Here is a 17,107-nt window from a genome sequence, read left to right on the forward strand (position 1 = left end):
GCGCCGGTGGGCCGACGAAAACGGCGGCGAATCGACCATCATGGGGACTGCAGGCGAGCGGACCTCGGCGTACCGCGCCGCGTTCGTTAACGCGGCCGCCGGAAGCGTCCTCGAACTCGACGAGGGCCACCGCTTCGCGGCCGGCCACCCGGCGATTCACGTCCTCCCCGCGCTCCTCGCGGACGGCGAGTCGGCCTACCGCAGCGGTGACGAGTTCCTGACGGCGTTCGTCGCCGGCTACGAGGCGGCGGTTCGAACCGCCGAGACAGTCGTCCCGCTCGCCGACGGCCTCCACCCCCACGGCGTGTGGGGCGGCGTCGGGACCGCCGCGGCCGTCGCCCGACTCCGTGGCCTCGACGCCGAGACGACGCTCGACGCGATGCGCATGGCGGCGAACTACGCCCAGCACACCCGGTTCGAGGCGGCCACCGAGGGCGCGACCGTCAGGAACGGCTACGTCGGGATGAGCAACCTCTCGGGGGTCCTCGCAGTCGACCAAGCCGAATCGGGCTTCACCGGCCTCGACGACGGCGTGGTCCGACACCTCGAGCCCGTCGCTGCGGACGGCCCCGACCGGAGCGCCCTCGCCGACGGACTCGGCGAGCGGTGGGAAATCGAGCGGGGCTACTTCAAGGTCCACGCGGCCTGCCGCTACACCCACGCCGCCCTCGACGCCGTGGCGCTCCTCGTCGAGGAGACGGGCGTCGGCGCGGCCGACATCGAGTCGGTCAGCGTCGAGACGTACCCCGCCGCGGCCGCGCTGTCGGACCCCGCACCCGAGAACGCGTTGCAGGCGAAGTTCTCGGTTCCCTTCGCCGTCGCTTCGGCCCTGACGACCGGTGAGACCGGCAAGGAGGCGTTCATGGACGAGGCGCTCACGAAGACCGCGCTCGGGTTCGCCCGCCGCGTCGATGTGGTCGCCACCGAAGAGTTCGCGACCCGTGCCCCCGACGAGCGCGGCGCGCGCGTCACCGTCGAGACGGCCGACGGCGAGCAGTACGCCCGCGAGGTGCGCGCCGCCCGCGGCGGCGAGCGCGACCCCTTCACCGAATCGGAACTCAGAGCGAAGTTCGACCGACTCGTCGCGCCCGTCATCGGCGACGGCGGCGTCAACGACCTCTGGACCGCGGCGACCGAACCCGCCGCCCCCCGCGTGCTCTGTGCCCTCACCCGGGCCTGAGCCGCCTTTCGACCACGTATTCAGACCATGATTTCACAGGAACCAGTCCGCGACTGGGAACGACAGGTGTACCGCTTTCTGACCGAGGATCTACCCGACGACGTGCGCGCCGACGGCGAGCGAATCGTCGCGGACGTGCTCGCGGCGACCGTCGCGGGGGCGGCCGCTCCGCAGCACGCGGGCGTCTTCCGCGACGCGAATCTGGCCGACGGCCCGGCGTCCGTCCTCGGGACCGACCGCCGCGCCGACCCGGCGCAGGCGGCACTGTTGAACGCGACGGCGGCGATAACACAGGAGATAGAGGAGGGCCACAACCGCGGCGGCCACGTCGGCGCGAGCATCGTCGCAGGCGCGGTCGGCGTCGCCGAAGCCCACGACGTGGACGGCGAGACGTTCGTGGACGCCTGCGTCCGCTCGTACGAACTCTGCGCGCGCTTCGAGTACGCCATCTTCGCGATGAAGGCCCGGATGAACGAGGCGATTCCATGGCTCGTCCGCGACCCGCACTCGACGTGGACGACCCTCGGGCCGGCGCTGACCGCCGCCGTCTGCGCGGGGCAGTCGCCCGACGAGGTGCGCGAGACGGTCCGGACCGCGCTGAACCTCGCGGTCGTCTCCATGCACGACCCCTTCGCGGAGGGCGCGCCGTCGCGGAACGTCACCGCCGGCTTCTCCGCGCAGGCCGGCGTAAGCGCCGCGACGCTGGCCGCCGCCGGACTCCGGGGGTCGCCCGCCGCGATGGAAGCCGTCTACGATCCGTTCGAAACGCTCCTCGGAGACGGCGAGTTCGCCGCGCTGTTCGACTCCCTCGGCGACGATTGGTGGATTACCGAGGCCTACCAGAAGCCGTACCCGTCGTGTCGCTACACCCACGCCCCGCTCGACGCCCTGCGGGACGCCGGCGCGGACGGACTCGCACCCGACGACGTGGGCCGAATCGACGTGTACACCTACCGCAACGGCGTCGATATGAATCACGCGCGACCCGAGACGCTCACCGCGGCGAAGTTCTCGACGCCGTACGTCCTCGCCCGCTGGGTCGCGGACGGGAGCGTCGAACTCGACCACTTCCTCGACGACGCGCTCGGCGACGAGGCCGTCCAAGCGCTCTCGGAGCGGGTCCACCTCCACGCGGACGAGGCGTTCGAGCGGGCCTTCCCCGACGACTGGGCGCGCGCGTCGAAGTGACCGCCCGCGATGGGAGTCGCTACGTCGGCGAGCGCGAGTACCCCCGCGGCGACTACCGCGACCCGCTTTCGGAGTCCGACCTCGCCTCGCGCAACCGTGACCTGCTCGCGTTCGGTCTCGGGGGCGACGCCGCCGATACGGCGCTCGACGCGCTCTCGGCGGTCGGTTCGAGGCCGGTCCGCGAGATCGTGGCCGCGCTAACTCGGTACTAAGGCGAACACTTGTTCGGCCTGCCCGAACGAAACACCAACAATTATTACCTCACTCCCTGATTGCTAACTATGACCACGAACGGGAACGATGCGACGGGAACAATCGGCGCTACGAAAACCTCGTTCCGCATCGTCGAACACATCAGAGACCACGACGCGAGCGGGGTGTCGGAGATAGCGAACGACCTCGGCATCTCGAAGAGTACGGCCCACAACCACCTCAAGACGCTCGCAGAGCTCGATTACGTCGTCAGGCAGGGCGACGAGTACGCGCTGGGCCTGAAGTTCCTCGACCTCGGCGACCACGCCCGGACGCGACACGCGCTGTACCACGCCTCCATCGGCGAGATGGACGACCTCGTCGAGGCTGTCGGCGAACGTGGGCAGGTCATGGTCGAAGAGAACGGCCGGGGCGTCTACATCTACCAAGTGAAGTCCGAACAGGGCCTCCAGACCGACTCGCACATCGGTACGACCGTCGACCTCCACACCACGTCGGTCGGCAAGTCCTACCTCGCCTTCTGCGACGAGGAGCGCCGAAGCGAGATTCTCGACGGCGAACTGACACGCCTGACGACGAAGACGATAGACGACCGCGACGCCCTCGAAGCCGAGTTGGCGACGATTCGCGAGCGCGGCTACGCCTTCAACGACGAAGAGCGCATCACCGGTATGCGGGCGGTCGGCGCGCCGATTCTCTCCGACGACGAGACTATCCTCGGCGCAATCAGTGTCTCCGGTCCGACCACCCGGATGAAAGGCGAGTGGTACCACACGGAGGTCCCGGAGATGGTGACGCAGGCCGCCCGCGTCATCGGCATCCGCGCGACCTACTCGTAGTCGTCCAGCTATACTGAACAGGCGTTCGTCTACAGTGGGTTGCGAGCGATATTTGACGCCGGACGGTCTGCTCCCGGAACTGTTCGGACGCGAGCCGGCCGACGCAGAAATTCATTACAAAATTATCCTTGTCACGCCAAGGAACGAGCCGACTCTCGCTTCCCGTGACACAGATACGGCTGTCACGCGAGCCGGTCGAGTTCTGTGGTGCTCGTCGGCAAACCTATCAGTATCAAAGTGCACATTGAAAATTGATAGGTAATCGTCGAAGAGCGTCATGGGAGCAACAGACCCGTTTCGGTGACCGAGTTCTCCCGTCCGAGATTCGAACGTGCCGGCGTCGATTCAAAACAGACGAACGACGCGTTTTCACGTCTTTAACGCGTTGTCCGAGCGAAATTTCGGTGTTTGGGATGACAAGTGAACTCGACTGGTCTGCCTGCGGTGGCCCCGACTGCCGAGTGTTTGAATTCACACCGAAGCTACTTACTCGAACTCGATAACTACCAATATTCAAAAATACAGAAGAAATACTATTGGATCTGAAATATTTTTCGAGCGCGGCGACACCGGTGAGTCAGGCCAACGCCGTCGCTCTGCGGGAGCGCGGTCGCCGGCGTGGCGGTCCGCACTCTCGCCCCATCTCGTCGTATCGCGTCGGGGGCGGTTCCCGACTCCCGGAGTCAGTCGGCCATCGGAGCCTGCAACTCGCGTTCGATCTCCTCGTCGACCTCAACGGGCCCCTCGGCGAAGACGACGCCGTGGGCGCCCTCGCGTTCCTTCGCGCTCGCCGCGACGCGGACGAACGACGCCTTCTCGCGGGCGTCCGCGATAGTGTGACCGCCGCAGTAGCTCACGCCGGAGCGAACCCCGCCGAGGAACTCCTCAACGAGCGGTTCGACCGGCCCCTTGTAGGGCGTGAGCGCCTCGACGCCCTCGCCGGCGTCCACGTCGCTCTGTTTGTCATCGCGGTCGGCGGCGGCCTCCGTGGAGGCCATCCCGCGGGAGCGCTTGTACGTCTCGCCGTCGACCTCGACGACGCGGCCCGGTGCCTCGTCGGTCCCGGCGAAGAAGCTCCCCATCATGACGGTGTCCGCGCCGGCCATGAGGGCCTTCGCGGCGTCGCCGGAGGTCCGAATCCCCCCGTCGGCCATGACGTGGATACCGAGGTCGTGCGCCCGCTCAGCGCACTCCGAGACGGCCGTGAGCTGTGGGTAGCCCGCGCCCGCGACCTCTCGGGTCGTGCAGTGCGAGCCGGGACCGACACCGACTTTCACGCAGCCCGCGCCGGCCTCCCAGAGGTCTTCGACGGCCGCCGGCGTGACGACGTTACCCGCGACGATTTCGGGGTCGAACTCGTCGCGAATCCGTTCGACGGCGTCCAGACACCGCTCCATGTGGCCGTGGGCGATGTCCACGACGATAGCGTCCGCACCGGCGTCGAGGAGCGCCTCGGTCCGGTCGAGGTAGTCTTCGTTGATACCGACCGCGCCCGAGACGGTCCCGCCCGCCTCGGCGACGCGGCGGACCTGTTCGGCCTGCTCGTCCACGTCGAGGAAGCGGTGGACGACGCCGAGGCCACCGAGGCCGGAGAGCGCCGCCGCGAGGTCCGCTTCGGTGACAGTGTCCATGGCCGCGCTGACGAGCGGCGTGTCGAGGCGCAAGCCCGGCGTCACGTTAGTCGAGAGGTCCACGTCGCTCCGGCTGTCGACCGGGGAGCGCTGTGGAACCAGCAATACGTCTCCGTAAGAGAGTCCTGTGCGAATCTCCATCGTAACCCTCCACAGCCGAAGGGTGGGACGGTAATAACGCCGACGAACGCGGTTCGCCTCGCCGCGGAACGAAACTATTACGCGCTGGCGTTCGTCTGTTCACTAACACACGGCGCCGCGTCTCGTGCGAATCTCCAACCCATCGTAACCCCAAGACATTCGCCGTTCGCGGGCCGTGTGGTTCGAACCGTCCGGGAGCGACAGCGTCGCGAGGGAGCGAATATCGGACTCGAACCCTGGGCGGAGTTCGCAAGCGTTTTGCCAGACTGATATTGACAGATAGTTGCCGTACCGACCGCACCACCTCGAGTCGGTACCGGTAGGTGGAACAGAGGCAACCCACAACGTCGCGATTGGTCCTCGCCCCGTACTTCCCGGACCGAAGGAATTTCTTCCGGGGAGTTCCTTACGCAGGTATGCAGACTGTCATTCTCGCCGCCGGCCGCGGCACCCGGATGCGTCCGCTCACGGACCGCCGACCCAAGCCGATGCTCCCCGTGTCCGACCGGCCGCTCGTCGCGCACACCGCCGACGCCGCCGTCGCGGCCGGCGCGACGGACATCACGCTCGTCGTCGGTTACGAGGCCGCTGACGTGCGTGACTACTTCGGCGACGAGCGCGGCGGCGTCCCGGTCGAGTTCGCCGTGCAGTCAGAACAGCGCGGGACGGCCGACGCGGTCCGCGCCGCGGCCCCCCATCTCGACCCCGACGAACCGTTCGTCGTGCTCAACGGCGACGCGCTGTACGACGTGCCGTCGCTTTCGACGCTGTACGAGGGGACGCCTGCGGTTGGTTCGTTCCGCGTCGACGACCCGAGTTCCTACGGCGTCCTCGACACCGACGACGAGGGCTTCGTCACCGGCGTCGTCGAAAAGCCCGCGGACCCGCCGTCGGACCTCGTCAACGCCGGTGCGTACGTCTTCCCGGCCGAGGCCCACGGCTGGCTCGACGTGGACGAGAGCGACCGCGGGGAACTCGAACTGACCGACGTGCTCGCGGCGACCTGCGAGGCCTACGACGTGCGCGGCGTCGCCTTCGACCGCTGGCTCGACGTGGGTCGCCCGTGGGAACTCCTCGAAGCCAACGAGTGGAAACTCGGCGAACTCGAACCGCGAATCGACGGCGACGTGTCCGAGCGCGCCGAACTCGACGGACCGGTCGTCGTCGAGGAGGGCGCGACGGTTCGCTCCGGCGTGGTCATCGAAGGGCCGGTGCTCGTCCGCAGCGGAGCCACCGTCGGGCCGAACGCCTACATCCGCGGGCACACGCTCGTCGGTGAGAACGCCAAGGTCGGCCACGCGGTCGAGGTGAAAAACAGCGTCCTGATGGAGGGCGCGACGGTCGGCCATCTCTCGTACGTCGGCGACAGCCTCCTCGGCCGCGACGTGAACTTCGGCGCGGGGACCAAAGTAGCGAACCTCCGGCACGACGGCGAGCCCGTCCGGCAGATGCTCAAGGGCGAACTCGTCTCCTCGGGCCGTCGGAAGTACGGCGTCGTCCTCGGCGACGGGGTGAAAACCGGCATCAACGCCTCGCTGAACGCGGGTGTCAGAATCCCGACCGACGGCACGGTCAAACCCGGCGAGTCCGTGCTCTACGACCGCATCGACGACGGTGCGAGCGGCGAGACGGACGGCGACTCGCCGACCACCGACGACGACTGACCGAGACGCCGCGAGAACGCCCACCTCACCAGTTCATGACACCAATATAACAGTTAATTCACCAAACAGTTATCAGACACAACAGCGAAGAATCACGACAGTACATGGACGGGGCCGAGGGGGAATCACCGACGATACGCGTGCTCTACGTCGACGACGACGAGGGGCTGTTGGCGCTGACGAAGCGGTTTCTCGAATCGACGGACGACGGTATCGAGGTCGAGACGACCGACTCGCCGCGGCGGGGGCTGGCGCTCCTCGAGAGGGAGTCGTTCGACGCGGTCGTCTCCGACTACCAGATGCCCGAGATGTCTGGTCTCGAACTCCTATCGGTGCTCCGCGACGAGCGCGGCTCCGACATTCCCTTCGTCATCTTCACCGGGCGGAGCCGCGAGGAGGTTGCCATCGAGGCGCTGAATCTCGGCGCGGACAGCTACCTCCAGAAGGGTGGCGACCCGACGGCGCAGTACGGTGTCCTCCGGCAGACACTCGTCAGAATCACGGAACACAGGCGCGCGGAGCAGCGGCTCCGGGAGCGCGAGGCGCATCTCCGCGTCACCCTCGACTCCATCGCGGAGGGCGTCGTCGCCACCGACGCCAGTGGGACGGTCACCCAACTGAACCGAACGGCCGAGGAGATAACCGGCTACGACGCCGACGCCGCCGTGGGCGAGCCGCTTTCCGACGTGTTCCACCTCGTCGACGCGGAGACCGGCGAACGAATTGACCCGATGCAGCGCGTCGCCGAGGCGGGCGGGCCGGTCGAGCTCGGCGCGAGAACGAAACTCGTCACGAGCGACGGCGACGAGCGGTACATCGAAGACAGCATGTCGCCCATCAGGACCGACGACGGGGAGGTCGAAGGCGTCGTCGTCGTGTTCCGCGACGTGACCGAGGCGTACCGCGAACGGGAACGGCGAGAGCGCCAACGCCGGGCGCTCATCGACCTCGCGACCGACGAGACGGTCATCGCGGGGTCGTTCGAAGACGCCCTCCCGCGCATCACCGAGACGATGGCGACGGTGTTGAGCGTCGAGCGGGCGAGTATCTGGCTGTTCGACGACGCCGAGACGCTCCGCTGTGTCGACCAGTACGACCAGGTGTCGGGCGAGCACACGGCCGGGGCGACGCTAACTGCGTCAAACTACCCGTCGTACTTCGAGGCGCTGGCGGGGAATCGGTCGCTCGGCGTCGACGACGTTCAGACCGACCCCGCGACCGCCGAACTACGGAACGGCTACCTCGAACCGAAGGGCATCGCGTCGATGCTCGACGCGACAGTCAGGTCGGGCGGCGAAGTCGTCGGCGTCGTCTGTCACGAACACGTCGGCGAGCCGCGGCAGTGGCGGACCGACGAACTGCGGTTCGCCGCGGAGGTCGCCGACAACGTGGTCATCGCGCTCATGCGGGCGACCGACGTCGACGCGCTCCCGGCGACCGTCGAGGAGGACGAGGCGGGGGAGGCGAACGCAGACGAGAGCGCTGACGAAAACGAGGAGTGAACCGACCGACGCCCGGTCGACCCGCCCGAGTCGGCCGACGCCGGGTCTACTTTTCGTCCGTTCGGAACCCCATCCGGTCAGTTCTCGTGACCGAATTCGAATATCGAACCCCCGATTCGGTTCGGGGGTTGAAAAACGTCGATTCCACGGAGAATCCGGCGAAATCGGCGCATCACCGTGAAATCTAAAATGCCCGTAGCTCCAAAGAACGTGTATGTCGAACAGCAGCCGATTCGTCGTCGCGACGCACGTGCTGACAAACTTGGCGGTGCGGAGCGACGAACGGCTGTCTTCCGACCGTCTCGCGTGGAGCGTCAACACGAACCCGGTGGTCATCCGTCAGCTTCTGTGTTCGCTCCGGGAGGCGGACCTCGTCGATTCCAAGCGCGGCCCGACCGGCGGCTTCACGCTGGCCCGCGAGCCGGACGCCATCACGCTTCGCGACATCTACGAGGCGGTGGAGGACGCCGAGCCGTTCTGCTTCCACACGAACGAACCGAACGACGAGTGCACCGTCGGCGAACACATCCAGCCGGTCCTCGGCGAACTGCTCGAACCGGCGATTCAGGCGATGCTCGACGAACTCGACTCGGTCACCGTCGCGGAAGTCCACGAGGAGATTTTCGAGACGGCAGAGGGCGACCCGCTCGAAGTGTAGAAAGCGGCGCTCAGGCCGTCGACTGGATCGTCTCGGCCTCGGCCGACTCTTCGTGCTCGGCGTCGAGCCACTCGGTGGCCCACTCCTGAATCTCGTCGAACACCGGGCACAGCGAGACGCCCTTATCGGTCAGCGAGTAGTACGTCGCGACCGGTGCGTCCTCTTCCATCCGGCGGTTGACGAAGCCGTGTTCCTGCAGGTCGTCGAGGACGCGAGAGAGCGTCCGCGAACTCGCGCCGGTCGAGCGCTTCAGTTCGTTGAACCGCTTTTCACCGTCTTGGAGGTCGTGGAGGACGATGAGACGCCACTGTGACCCGATTTGTTTCAGCGAGTTGATGATGGGACAGGGGGCGTCGTCGAGGTTCATATCCGTGGCCATACACCCACCTCGGTTCCGACCCTCTTTAGCGGTTCGGTCAGTTTACCTGCTTTCGAAACGTTACCTGATTCGTCTGCGGACCGAGCGACTGGCCGACCAACCGACGACCACCAGTCATCGACCGACTGCCCCGCTTGACTGACTGCCCGCTCAGGCGAGCAGCCGCGAGAGGAGGAGGAACACGCGCTTGAGGTTCTTCGAGAGGCTCGACTGGTTCTCCGAGAAGAGTATCACCTCATCGTCTAGCGCGTGAATCTGCAGGCACCGGCCTCGGTCGGACAGGTCCTTGAGTTCGACTCCTCGGACCGAGTCGAGCGGGACGATGAGGTAGCGGTACTCTTCGTCTTGGATGTCAGCATTACAGTGGTCGCCGTAGACGTGGATGCTCCGCTCTGTGACCGCGAGTTCGTAGCCGATGTAGCTCATTCCGGCGATTTCGGCTCCGGCGCGGCCGCCCTTGACCTTGCCTTTCAGGTGCGAGGCGTCGAGGAGGATTCCGTCAACCATACCGCCCGGTTCCCGGCGGGCATTCGTAAGTATTCGCGCCCAGTTCTCCGAATTGATTCTGTGGGCGAACGAAAAGGAGTAAACCCGAGTCAGCGGCTGGCCTTCGGTCGAGCAATCATCTGACGACGGGAGTCGGTGTCGCCCGAGCCATCGGGTTCGATAATCGAGTACGACGAGACGAGGTGGTTAACGATGTAGTCGACCGTCGAAGGGTCGTACGTCCAAAAGCCAGTGAAGCCGAACCCCGGTTCGGTCTCCTCGGCGACGAGCGCGCACTTGTAGTCGCCGACGCCGTTGCCGTCGTAGGCGACGAACCAGGAGCGCCGAATCTCATCGGAGCGCGCGAGGTGCAGTTGGAACTGGTCGGCCTGCGGGACCTCGCCGTTCGGGTAGATGTACGCGTGGACCGAGAGGTCGTTGCGGCCGCCGAGACGGCGGTACGTTTCGAGTTGGGGACGGAGGTTCCCGCCGGACTGAAAGCCGGAATGGAGTTCGCCCGCGCCGACGCGCCACGCGCGGTCCTCGATTTCGCGGGTGGCGTTGAGCATCTGCTGACGGTCATAGGAGGTAAACAGCGTCTCGTCGAGGTGGTCGAGAATCGGCGCGTACGAGTCGCGTTCGAATCCCGGTTCGACGTCCTCGGGGCGTGCGAGGAGGTCGTCGACCGAGACCGCCGTGTGGAACTTGTCGCCGGTCCCCAGCACCGCATAGTTCGAAGGGCCCTCGTCGGAACTCGCAGACACCACCGAGACGTTTCGATCCGCAAAGTGCTCGGCGAGTCGCTCGACGACGCCGGGAGTCGGATTGAACACCGTCAGTGTTCGCTCCGAGGCGGCGACGCCGGAGATGAGTTCGCTGAGAGACATTACCGGGGAAACGCTACACCGGGTTATTATTCTTTGCAATAATAAGATGAGTGAGATTCGACGATTCAGTACGCAGAACCGAGTGACTCGTGAGGAAGGGAGTCGCTACCGCGACAAAAACAGATTCCTAACTATCCCCCACAAGCGTGTACGTTCAGTATGATTTCCGACGCGCCCCACTCTCGGTCGTCTGCGGGAGTCGACGACGAATCCGGAACTGACGCTAGTTCGTGGTTCACCGCCGAGGTCCCCGACATCGTGGAGGGCCTCGCGTCCTCGCAGTCTATCGGCCCCCTCACCGCCGCGACCGCCCGCGAACTCATCGCGGTCGGGCGTGCGAAAGACGCGCTCGCGCTCGTCCTCGGCGAGGTCGACGGGTCGTGGCGGCGATAGGACGGTACGGCGAACGAACCTGAACATGAATCGGCAGTCTGGGTACTATTCCTCGCGTGAATTCGTGTCTCTGACGTACAGTTCCACTAGCGCATCGAGCAGGTGCGGTGCCAGTCGGAACCGAACGTCCACGCTGTTTTGCTCGCGGTCGTACGCGAGCTGTTGGACGTCTATCGCGGCCAGAAGCGTGCGCATCGCGTCGACGACGTAGTTGCTCGACCCCGCCTCGACGCGGAGGCTGTCGCCGAGGTGAATCGAGAGGCCGTCGACGACCGTCTCGTAGCACGTCTTGCTCGGCGTGTTGACTCGCTGCGTTCGCTCGACGAGCCCGAGGCTCGAAAGCGTCTCGAGGCGGCGGTAGATGGTCGATTCGGAGACATCGCAGTTCTCCGCGAGTTCCTCCGCGGTCATCGGCGCGCGGTTGCACGCCAACAGTACGTCCCGGGAGACCTCGTCACCGAGCGCGTCGAGAAGGTCGTCGTCGGACAACTCGGGAGGGATGTCGGTCTCGTCCGTCGCCGGGGAAGCGTCGCTCTCGTCGGCCAGCGGGCCCGGAGGGTCGTCTGCGGCCGAAAGAACGTCGTCCACGAGGTCACGTCGGGTCATCGCGTACTACCTGACGCGGGCAGGTAATATGTAATCGGTGCCTACAGTCGAGATAATCTTCACTTATTCCCGAACGTTCGCGAACACCTGAAAATAGCGAGTCGGCCGCCAAAATCGAGCGTCGACGGCGGATTAACGGGAGCAAAATACGGGGAGTCGGCGGGGTTACCCACCGCGTCACGTCGCCGCGCGACTCACTCGACGGTGACGCACTTGGCGAGGTTGCGCGGCTTGTCGATGGGTCGTTCGAGCAGGTCCGCGGCGTGGTACGCGACGAGCTGGAGCTGAACGTTGGCGAGGACGCCGGCGATGTCGGGGTGCGTGTCCGGAATCCGGAGCACGTGGTCGGCGAACTCGGTCACTTCGCCAGAGCGGTCGCTCGTGATGGCGATGACGGGCGCACCGCGGGCTTGGACCTCCTTGACGTTGCTCAGCGTCGCCTCGTCCTCGTGGCCGGTGAAGATGGCGAACACCGGCGACAGCGGCGTGACGAGCGCCAGCGGCCCGTGTTTGAGTTCCGAGGCGGCGAACCCCTCGGCGTGTTCGTAGGATATCTCCTTGAACTTCAGCGCGCCTTCGAGAGCGACGGGGTGGGCGACCCCGCGGCCGATGAAGAAGTACGCGTCGCTGCCCTCGTACTCGATGGCGATTTCGCGGGCCATCGAGGTGTCGAGCACCTCCTGTACGTCGCCCGGGAGCCGCGAGAGGGCCTCCATCAGGTCGCGCGCGGCGGGCGACTTCGCACCGGTCACGTCCTCGACGATGCGCTCCGTGAGGAGCGTCAGCGCCGTCACCTGCGACGAGAACGTCTTCGTGGCCGCGACGCCGATTTCGGGGCCGGCGCGGATGAGCAGTTCGTCGTCGCACTCGCGGGTTATCGACGAGCCGACGACGTTCGTGACCGCGAGGGTCCGCGCGCCGGCGGCGCGGGCGCGGCGCACGGCGTCGAGGGTGTCGGCGGTCTCGCCGGACTGGCTGACCGCGATAACGAGCGTGTCGGGCGTCACCGGCGGCTTGATGACCGAGTACTCGCCGGCCATGAACGCGTAGGCGGGAATGCCACGGGAGTTGAGCAGGGACGCCGCGTACATCCCGGCGTGGTGCGAGGTGCCCATCGCGAGGAGGTGGACCTGCTTCACGTCGGCGAACGACTCCGGCGGGAACTCCTCGAGTTCGACGCCGCCGGCGTGGGTGTTCAGGCGGCCCTGGGTGGTCCGCCGGAGCGCGCCGGGCTGCTCGTGAATCTCCTTGTACATGTAGTGCTCGTAGCCGCCCTTCGTCGCCGTCTCGGGGTCCCACTCGACGTGTTCGACGGGACGGTCGACCGCGCGACCGGCCGAGTCCGTGATTTCGTAGCCGTCCGAGCGGGTGACGACGAAGTCGCCGTCGTGGAGGTAGACGACGCGCGCCGTGTGCTGGATGAACGCGGGCACGTCGCTGGCGAGGTAGTACTCGCCGTCGCCGACGCCGAGGACCAGCGGCGACCCGGAGCGGGTCGCGAAGATGGCCTCCTCGTCGCCGATGATGGCTGCGATGGCGTAGCTCCCCGAGAGGCTGCCGACCGCGGCGCGGAAGGCCTCCTCGGGGGTCGCGCCGTCGCGGAGGTTCTCCTCGATGAGGTGCGGGATGACTTCGGTGTCGGTCTCGCTGCTGAAGACGTGTCCGCGGGATTCGAGGTCGCTGCGGAGCGACTGGAAGTTCGAGATGATGCCGTTGTGGACGACGGCGATGCGGCCCGACTCATCGGTGTGGGGGTGGGCGTTGCCGTCGGTGACGCCGCCGTGGGTCGCCCAGCGGGTGTGGCCGATGCCGTAGTCGCCGGCGATGGGGTTCTGCTCGACCGCCGCGACGAGTTCGGAGACCTCGCCGACGCGCTTCGTCAGCGAGATGCCCGAGCCGTTTTTCACGGCGATGCCAGCTGAGTCGTAGCCGCGGTACTCCAGCCGCTGGAGTCCGTCGACGAGCGAGTCAACGGAGTTGTCCGCGCCGATGCAGGCGGTGATTCCGCACATCAGTGGGTCACCTCCACGCGCTCGCGAACGTCGCCGTGTAAGACCGTGCCGGGGCCGACGACGGCCTCCGCGCCGACGCGACTACCCGCTGTGAGCGTCACGTTCGCGCCGACCTCGGCGCGGTCGCCGATGATGCTGCCGAGACGGCGGTCGGTGTAGAGCCGGCCTTCGAGGATGACGTCCGCCCGGCCGCCGGGGGAGACGACGCCGTCGCCGACGGTCGCGCCGGAGCCGACGACGGAGTCACGGAGGACGACGCCCGCCCCGACCCGCGCGTCGGTCGAGAGGATGGAGCGCTCGATGACGCTGTTCGCGCCGACCGATACGTTGTCTTGGAGGCACGAGCCGGCGCTGATGACCGCGCCCGGCCCCACGTCGCAGTCCTCGCCGACGACGACGTGGTCGCCGACGAGCGCGCGCTCGTGAATCCGCGCCGACTCGGCGACCGCGGAGTCGTGTCTGCGCGCGAGGAGCGTCTCCGTCACGGAGAGGAGTCCCCACGGGTGCGAGGGGTCGAGCCAGCCACCGTTGACGAGGACGGACGTGACGTTCCCGTCGAGGTAGTGAATCACGTCGGGAAGCCGCGTCTCACCGTCGTGCGGCGGGATGTGCCGGAGCGCCTCGAAGACGGCGTCGTCGAAGACGTAGACGCCCGCGTTGACGAGATAGCCCTCGCTGTCGACGGCGTGTTCGTCGATGTCGGCGATGCGGCCGTTGTCCTCGACGATGACGCCGTACTCCTCGGGCGTGTCGGATTCGGCGACCGCGACCGTCGCCACGGAGTCGGTCGTCGAGAAGCGTTCGAGCACCGTCGAGACGATGTCGGCGTCGACGACGTTGTCGCCGTTGCAGACGACGAAGGGACCGGAGACGAGACCCTCGGCGAGGAGGAGCGCGTGGCCGCTGCCGAGACGCGAGTCCTGGTGGACGAACTCGATGTCCACGTCCGAGTAGGTCGCAGAGAGATGCGACTGGATGCGGTCGGCGCGGTGGCCCACGACGACGACGACGTGCTCGATACCTGATTCGAACAGCGCGTCGAGGACGTACTCGATGACCGGCCGGTTGGCGACCGGGAGCATCGGCTTCGGTTGGAAGGTGGTGAGCGGGCGGAGCCGTCGCCCCTCGCCGGCCGCGAGGACGACCGCCTCGGTGATACGGTCGTTCATTCGCGCCCTCCCGCGAGCGACGGACGTTCAGAACGTGGCCGTGACGGTGAGTGAGTCATAGAGGGAACAGGGACGGCGACGGGGATTGTTATACAGAGGGTTCCCCGAACCGGTCGCGCGTTAGGATCGCGTGTGAGACTGTTGCAAACGGCGAAAGCCAGCTTAAATCGGAAGGGAAGCGGGTTCGGACGCTCCTAATCGGGGCGGGCGTTCTCCCGGCGGTGTCGTGGCGTGCCGAAGCCGCCACGTCGGTTGCACGGTCTGCGAATCACACCCGCGAGTCGAGAACGGGAACGGGAGCGTGAGAGTCAGAAGCGAAGTGGGAGGGAGAGAGCGTCCGAGAGAACGATATCGACGGGCAAGCGGCGAGCAAGGCCGCCGCTGTCAGAAAGCAGACCGAAGTAAAATCCGAGTTGTTCGTTGATATCGTTCGCGACGCGGGCGCGTGGGGGCCGACTCAGAGGTCGAGGCGGTCCTTGTACGACTCCATCGCGGTGATGGCCATGAGCGTCGCGGTGCTCAGCACGGCCCAGCCGGCGGCCGGAATCTGTTCGAGACCGGGGACACCGAGCAGGCCGGCGGAGACGGTCGCGGCCACGCCGGCGGCGATAGCGAGGTTCCGTTTCGGCGACGCGGCGAGCGACGCCGACTGCTCGTCGTCGGTCTCGGTGCTGACGACGTCGCCGTCGAGGTACTGGTCGAGCTGCTTCGCGGTGTCGAGAAGCGTGATGTCACCGCGGTTCTTCTCGAAGTCGACGATGCCCGCCGAGTCCATCTTCGGGAGGTGACATTGGTACAGACCGATGTACACCCGCTTTCGTTGGCTCGACGACAGCGCCTTTATCTCGATGCCGTTTTCCTTCGCGGCGATGAACTCGGCCATGTCGCCGAGCTTCGCCTCGCCGTCGTTCTCCTTGAGGTACCGGAGCGCGTCGCGCCGGCGCTGGTTCTTCAGAATCTCGAAGACGATGTCCTTCGAGAGCGCTTCGATTTCGGGTTGTTGTTGCTGCTGCTCGGAAAGCGCGTGAGAACCACCAGTCTCCGCGAGTTGTTCGTTCGTCGTCTGGTCAACAACGTCGGTGTCAGCTTGTAATGAATCGGTAACCATTGTTCCTTCCTCCCCCACTGTGTAGTCGGGTGCTACCGAATGACGTGGTCAGTCGAGAGGGGAGACCACGTGACGTTTTGCACAGACCACAACCTTTGGATGCGCCCCACCAAGCGCGCTCCAGATTCAGAGGGTCAACGAGTTAATAGGTTAAACGAGGATATATACTTGTCTGAGAATCCCACACTCTGATTTCTCCGACTGTTAGGGTCGCAAAATCTGCGAGTAAAGTAGTTGTAACAATCTATACTAACTCAGACTTTCAATGTATCCGACAGTAGCGTTGTACTACCGGGAAGCAGTAGCGTATCCCGGTTTTTCACCTGCGAGAATCGCAATTGGACGCGTCACCAAACTCGACTGAGAGTTAAGTACACGGATACGACGATTCGGCAGTAGCACCGACTGAGAATACGCGAGAGCTCCGGAGCGACTGTCCACGGCAGTCTCGAGGTGACGGTTTATTCCACGAGCGCTTCGAAAGCGTCGGCCGAGGTACCCTCACGTTGCTCGGAGAGGTACTGCGCGAACACCAGCACGAGGAGCGCCGCGGAGACGAACACCGCGATTGCGCTCCACGAGACGAGCGCGAATCCAGGGATCCCCGCCCACACTCCGAGGATGAGCACCCAACTGACCGCGCCGAGAAGTGCGTAGTACCGACTCCACGACTCGCGCGCGTCGGGTTGCATCCAGAAGAACCCCCGCTTGGCGACGTTCGGGACGAGTTCGACGGACCGCTCCTCGTCGTCGTAATCGACCAGTCCGGCGCTCTCGAGTTTCGGGAGGTGCGTCTGGTACAGCGAGATATACACGCGCTGTCGCTCTTCGTCGGTCACGTCCTCGACCGCCGTGCCGTTCTCTCGAGCCGCGACCATCGCCGCGAGTTGCTTCAACGAGATTGCTTCGCCCGCGCGGTGAAGGAAGTAGAGAATCTGCCTCCGGCGCGAGTTACTGAGGATGCGAAAGAGCTCGTCTTTTGATAGTGTTGTCATCGTCGTGTGCGGGGGGTTCTCGCATGCGATGCGAAAGAAGACCAGGCCCGGTTGAG

General features: G+C 65.9%; 15 protein-coding genes and 1 pseudogene. 7 read left to right on the forward strand and 9 right to left on the reverse strand.

Features of this window, described 5'->3' with window-relative positions:
* The 3 genes and pseudogenes from NKF06_RS01240 to NKF06_RS01250 form a co-directional block, all read left to right on the forward strand.
* Positions 1–1,180: MmgE/PrpD family protein (locus NKF06_RS01240; RefSeq protein WP_253244276.1), on the forward strand; the 1,180-nt coding region annotated here is incomplete at its 5' end.
* Between the two features lie 27 nt (positions 1,181–1,207).
* Positions 1,208–2,580: pseudogene (locus tag NKF06_RS01245) on the forward strand (MmgE/PrpD family protein).
* 69 nt (positions 2,581–2,649) lie between these two features.
* Positions 2,650–3,420, forward strand: a complete 771-nt coding sequence (locus NKF06_RS01250; protein WP_253244277.1) for an IclR family transcriptional regulator — start codon at positions 2,650–2,652, stop codon at positions 3,418–3,420.
* Positions 3,421–4,103: 683 nt separating this feature from the next.
* Here NKF06_RS01250 and NKF06_RS01255 read toward each other — a convergent pair.
* Positions 4,104–5,192 (reverse strand): guanosine monophosphate reductase, encoded by a 1,089-nt coding sequence (locus NKF06_RS01255; RefSeq protein ID WP_253244278.1) that lies wholly within the window; start codon positions 5,190–5,192, stop codon positions 4,104–4,106.
* 416 nt (positions 5,193–5,608) lie between these two features.
* On the opposite strand from NKF06_RS01255, the gene glmU reads away from it, so the two are divergent.
* The 3 genes from glmU to NKF06_RS01270 all read left to right on the forward strand — a co-directional run bounded on the left by glmU (position 5,609) and on the right by NKF06_RS01270 (position 9,016).
* Entirely contained in the window at positions 5,609–6,856 is a 1,248-nt protein-coding gene (gene glmU, locus NKF06_RS01260) for a bifunctional sugar-1-phosphate nucleotidylyltransferase/acetyltransferase (RefSeq protein ID WP_253244279.1), read from the forward strand.
* A 104-nt stretch (positions 6,857–6,960) separates the two neighbouring features.
* On the forward strand, positions 6,961–8,358 hold the full coding sequence (locus NKF06_RS01265; RefSeq protein ID WP_253244280.1) for a response regulator: 1,398 nt from the start codon (positions 6,961–6,963) through the stop codon (positions 8,356–8,358).
* Positions 8,359–8,572: 214 nt separating this feature from the next.
* On the forward strand, positions 8,573–9,016 hold the full coding sequence (locus NKF06_RS01270) for an Rrf2 family transcriptional regulator (RefSeq protein WP_042663181.1): 444 nt from the start codon (positions 8,573–8,575) through the stop codon (positions 9,014–9,016).
* Positions 9,017–9,026: 10 nt separating this feature from the next.
* Here NKF06_RS01270 and NKF06_RS01275 read toward each other — a convergent pair whose 3' ends face one another.
* From NKF06_RS01275 to NKF06_RS01285, 3 genes are all read right to left on the reverse strand, one after another.
* Positions 9,027–9,395 (reverse strand): helix-turn-helix domain-containing protein, encoded by a 369-nt coding sequence (locus tag NKF06_RS01275; protein WP_058828683.1) that lies wholly within the window; start codon positions 9,393–9,395, stop codon positions 9,027–9,029.
* Positions 9,396–9,545: 150 nt separating this feature from the next.
* Positions 9,546–9,902, reverse strand: a complete 357-nt coding sequence (locus NKF06_RS01280) for a hypothetical protein (protein WP_042663184.1) — start codon at positions 9,900–9,902, stop codon at positions 9,546–9,548.
* 89 nt (positions 9,903–9,991) lie between these two features.
* Positions 9,992–10,768: a DICT sensory domain-containing protein gene (locus NKF06_RS01285; RefSeq protein WP_253244281.1), complete on the reverse strand. Its 777-nt coding sequence runs from the start codon at positions 10,766–10,768 to the stop codon at positions 9,992–9,994.
* Between the two features lie 159 nt (positions 10,769–10,927).
* Here NKF06_RS01285 and NKF06_RS01290 point away from each other — a divergent pair, with 159 nt between their 5' ends.
* On the forward strand, positions 10,928–11,161 hold the full coding sequence (locus tag NKF06_RS01290; RefSeq protein ID WP_253244282.1) for a harpin-binding protein: 234 nt from the start codon (positions 10,928–10,930) through the stop codon (positions 11,159–11,161).
* A gap of 45 nt (positions 11,162–11,206) precedes the next feature.
* Here NKF06_RS01290 and NKF06_RS01295 read toward each other — a convergent pair whose 3' ends face one another.
* From NKF06_RS01295 to NKF06_RS01315, 5 genes are all read right to left on the reverse strand, one after another.
* Complete coding sequence (locus NKF06_RS01295) at positions 11,207–11,767, reverse strand: winged helix-turn-helix domain-containing protein (protein ID WP_253244283.1); 561 nt, start codon at positions 11,765–11,767, stop codon at positions 11,207–11,209.
* Between the two features lie 194 nt (positions 11,768–11,961).
* Positions 11,962–13,779: a glutamine--fructose-6-phosphate transaminase (isomerizing) gene (glmS, locus tag NKF06_RS01300; RefSeq protein WP_253244284.1), complete on the reverse strand. Its 1,818-nt coding sequence runs from the start codon at positions 13,777–13,779 to the stop codon at positions 11,962–11,964.
* Entirely contained in the window at positions 13,779–14,948 is a 1,170-nt protein-coding gene (locus tag NKF06_RS01305) for a sugar phosphate nucleotidyltransferase (protein WP_253244285.1), read from the reverse strand. Before NKF06_RS01305 ends, glmS begins: the two co-directional genes overlap by 1 nt.
* A gap of 457 nt (positions 14,949–15,405) precedes the next feature.
* Entirely contained in the window at positions 15,406–16,056 is a 651-nt protein-coding gene (locus NKF06_RS01310) for a hypothetical protein (protein WP_253244286.1), read from the reverse strand.
* Between the two features lie 461 nt (positions 16,057–16,517).
* The gene (locus NKF06_RS01315; protein WP_058826407.1) at positions 16,518–17,051 is read right to left on the reverse strand and encodes a hypothetical protein; all 534 of its coding nucleotides are present in this window, start codon (positions 17,049–17,051) and stop codon (positions 16,518–16,520) included.
* Positions 17,052–17,107: the final 56 nt, after the last annotated feature.

The organism is Haloferax sp. AB510 (assembly GCF_024136985.1).
Classification (GTDB): domain Archaea; phylum Halobacteriota; class Halobacteria; order Halobacteriales; family Haloferacaceae; genus Haloferax.

What these genes read in the sequence shown, in the direction of transcription:
- NKF06_RS01250 (WP_253244277.1), top strand. Translation starts at nt 2,650, where the DNA reads ATGACCACGAACGGGAACGATGCGACGGGAACAATCGGCGCTACGAAA.
- NKF06_RS01255 (WP_253244278.1), bottom strand. Translation starts at nt 5,192, where the DNA reads ATGGAGATTCGCACAGGACTCTCTTACGGAGACGTATTGCTGGTTCCA.
- glmU (WP_253244279.1), top strand. Translation starts at nt 5,609, where the DNA reads ATGCAGACTGTCATTCTCGCCGCCGGCCGCGGCACCCGGATGCGTCCG.
- NKF06_RS01265 (WP_253244280.1), top strand. Translation starts at nt 6,961, where the DNA reads ATGGACGGGGCCGAGGGGGAATCACCGACGATACGCGTGCTCTACGTC.
- NKF06_RS01270 (WP_042663181.1), top strand. Translation starts at nt 8,573, where the DNA reads ATGTCGAACAGCAGCCGATTCGTCGTCGCGACGCACGTGCTGACAAAC.
- NKF06_RS01275 (WP_058828683.1), bottom strand. Translation starts at nt 9,395, where the DNA reads ATGGCCACGGATATGAACCTCGACGACGCCCCCTGTCCCATCATCAAC.
- NKF06_RS01280 (WP_042663184.1), bottom strand. Translation starts at nt 9,902, where the DNA reads ATGGTTGACGGAATCCTCCTCGACGCCTCGCACCTGAAAGGCAAGGTC.
- NKF06_RS01285 (WP_253244281.1), bottom strand. Translation starts at nt 10,768, where the DNA reads ATGTCTCTCAGCGAACTCATCTCCGGCGTCGCCGCCTCGGAGCGAACA.
- NKF06_RS01290 (WP_253244282.1), top strand. Translation starts at nt 10,928, where the DNA reads ATGATTTCCGACGCGCCCCACTCTCGGTCGTCTGCGGGAGTCGACGAC.
- NKF06_RS01295 (WP_253244283.1), bottom strand. Translation starts at nt 11,767, where the DNA reads ATGACCCGACGTGACCTCGTGGACGACGTTCTTTCGGCCGCAGACGAC.
- glmS (WP_253244284.1), bottom strand. Translation starts at nt 13,779, where the DNA reads ATGTGCGGAATCACCGCCTGCATCGGCGCGGACAACTCCGTTGACTCG.
- NKF06_RS01305 (WP_253244285.1), bottom strand. Translation starts at nt 14,948, where the DNA reads ATGAACGACCGTATCACCGAGGCGGTCGTCCTCGCGGCCGGCGAGGGG.
- NKF06_RS01310 (WP_253244286.1), bottom strand. Translation starts at nt 16,056, where the DNA reads ATGGTTACCGATTCATTACAAGCTGACACCGACGTTGTTGACCAGACG.
- NKF06_RS01315 (WP_058826407.1), bottom strand. Translation starts at nt 17,051, where the DNA reads ATGACAACACTATCAAAAGACGAGCTCTTTCGCATCCTCAGTAACTCG.